The 2,151-nt window shown below is 53.5% G+C and carries 2 protein-coding genes and 1 riboswitch; of the genes, one reads left to right on the plus strand and one right to left on the minus strand.

What is annotated here, in order from left to right; translation table 11 throughout:
• Positions 1-121 precede the first annotated feature (121 nt).
• Positions 122-1,177: a mechanosensitive ion channel family protein gene (locus tag H6B10_RS14155; RefSeq protein WP_204652188.1), complete on the minus strand. Its 1,056-nt coding sequence runs from the start codon at positions 1,175-1,177 to the stop codon at positions 122-124.
• Positions 1,178-1,272: 95 nt separating this feature from the next.
• A riboswitch (FMN riboswitch) is annotated at positions 1,273-1,411 on the plus strand.
• A 145-nt stretch (positions 1,412-1,556) separates the two neighbouring features.
• On the opposite strand from H6B10_RS14155, the gene H6B10_RS14160 reads away from it, so the two are divergent.
• A partial coding sequence (locus H6B10_RS14160; protein WP_204652189.1) for an ECF transporter S component occupies positions 1,557-2,151 on the plus strand: 595 nt, incomplete at its 3' end.

Raw genomic sequence — 2,151 nt, forward strand, 5'->3', positions numbered from 1 at the left:
CGTGGTAAAAGTGTGGTTGCCAGACTTTTCAGGGCTCCCTTTAGGGAGCGACCACAGGAGATAGGCCCTTATAGGGCCTGTTCAAACCACCCGTTCAACGGGTGGTTTTGATTCCATAAAATCACTTTTGCTCTGGCATATCCAACGTGGTGGTGGGGAAGGCAAAGTCACAGCCAGACTGGCTGACCATCTGCATAATCTCCAGGTTCAGGCGGCTTTTCTCTTGCAGAAAGTCGCCATAGGGCAGGGTGGTCATGTAAAGGCGTACCAGAATATCAATGCTGTAATCATTGAACTTGTCCACGGTAACAGTAACGGTTTCGGGGCGCACCGTGGGCTGGGCCTTCAGCATTTCGCTGAGGTCGTGGCACAGCTGGGTCAGCTGCTCCCGGGAGGTGCTGTAGGTCAATCCCAGAGTAAATTGCCACAAACGGCTGCTGCGCTGGTTGCAGTTCTGAATGTATTCCGAGCAGACTTTGGAGTTTTCGATGGTCACAGCGACATTATCCGTGGTGCGGATGCGGGTGGACCGGAAGGAGATATCTTCAACGGTTCCTTCCGAGGAACCCAGGATCACATAGTCGCCGATGCCAAAGGGGTGCTCCAGAACCAGCGTAATCCCCGCAATCAGGTTGGAAAGGGTGGACTGGGCAGCCAGCGAAATGGCAAGGCCTGCAACACCGGCACCGGTCAGCAGACCTGCAACGGGAACGCCAAGGCGGTCCAGCAGTGCGATCCCGGTAAAGACGCCAACCATGGCCCGGAATATGTTTTCAAAAAAGCGGCCCATGGTATTGTTGGTGTTCAGGTCCAGCTTATTCTGAGCACTGCGCAGCAGCAAACGGCAAATGGGAGCAGAACGCCATGCACCCAAGCCGATCAGGAACGTGAAGGCAAGATCAAACAACAACCGCAGAATGGTCGAATAGGCGGCGTCATTGAAGGTGAAGGGGACCACCGCAAAGGCCAGATACAGCAAAAGCGAGCGCAGGATCAGCGCGGTGGGCTGCACATAGCTGTCAAACAGAATATACAGCCACTGGGTCAGATGCCCGTTCAGGCTGTCAAGAACACGGCGGATGACACGGGTATATACAATGGGCAAAACCAGTGCGCCCAGAATCAGTAAAACCGTGGGCAGCAGCTGAAACAAAAGGTCGAAAGTGAATTCCTTCATAATAGTTTCTCCCAAAACGAAAGGTCTGCGAACAAAAACATTATAGCATACCCACTTGCATTTTGTAAAACCTGTGGTATACTATGCAAGTAGAAAGTCTGTTTCAGGGCGGGGTGCAATTCCCCACCGGCGGTGAACGGTTTTAACCGTAAGCCCGCGACCGGCTGCCATGGCAGCCGCTGATCCGGTGTGATTCCGGGGCCGACGGTATAGTCCGGATGAAAGAAACGGAAAGCTGTTTGCTATGCTTTTTTCGCCCTGTTGCTGTATTCATGCGGCAACGGGGCGTTTTGTTTGCCGGCAGCAAGCATAACCAGCCTCCCGCAATTTTTATCACATAAACCGGCTTTCGCAGATTATTTTCGGGAGGATTATTCTCATGACCAACACACACACTCGTATTCGTGAACTCACCGTCACCGCCATGCTTTGCGCTGTGGCTACCATCCTGATGTTTCTGGATTTCAGCCTGCCCATGGTGATCCCTTCTTTCGTCAAGATGGATGTTTCGGAACTGCCCGCCTTGCTGGCTTCCTTCAGCCTGGGGCCCCTGTACGGCATTGCCGTCTGCCTTGTTAAAAACATTCTGAACGTGATCTTCCATGGTTCTACCGGCGGCATCGGTGAATTGTGCAATTTTCTCATCGGTGCGTCTTTTGTGGGCACGGCAGGCCTGATCTATCGTTTCCATAAGACCCGCAAAGGCGCTGTAATCGCTGCGCTGGTGGGTGCCGTTGTCATGGCCGTGGTCAGCGTGCCTGTCAACTACTTCCTCAGCTACCCGGTGTATGCGGCTATGTTCGGCGGTATCGATGCCATCATTGCGGCTTACCAGGAACTGCGGCCCGGTACCAACGGCCTGATGGAATGCCTGCTGGTGTTCAACATGCCGTTCACACTGGTAAAAGGGTTGCTCAACGCGGCTATCTGCTTCCTGATCTATAAGCCTTTGTCGCCCATTCTGCATGGCCGTC

Origin of the sequence: Gemmiger formicilis (genome assembly GCF_016901605.1) — a bacterium.
Taxonomy (GTDB): domain Bacteria; phylum Bacillota; class Clostridia; order Oscillospirales; family Ruminococcaceae; genus Gemmiger; species Gemmiger formicilis_B.

What these genes read in the sequence shown, in the direction of transcription:
- H6B10_RS14155 (WP_204652188.1), bottom strand. Translation starts at nt 1,177, where the DNA reads ATGAAGGAATTCACTTTCGACCTTTTGTTTCAGCTGCTGCCCACGGTT.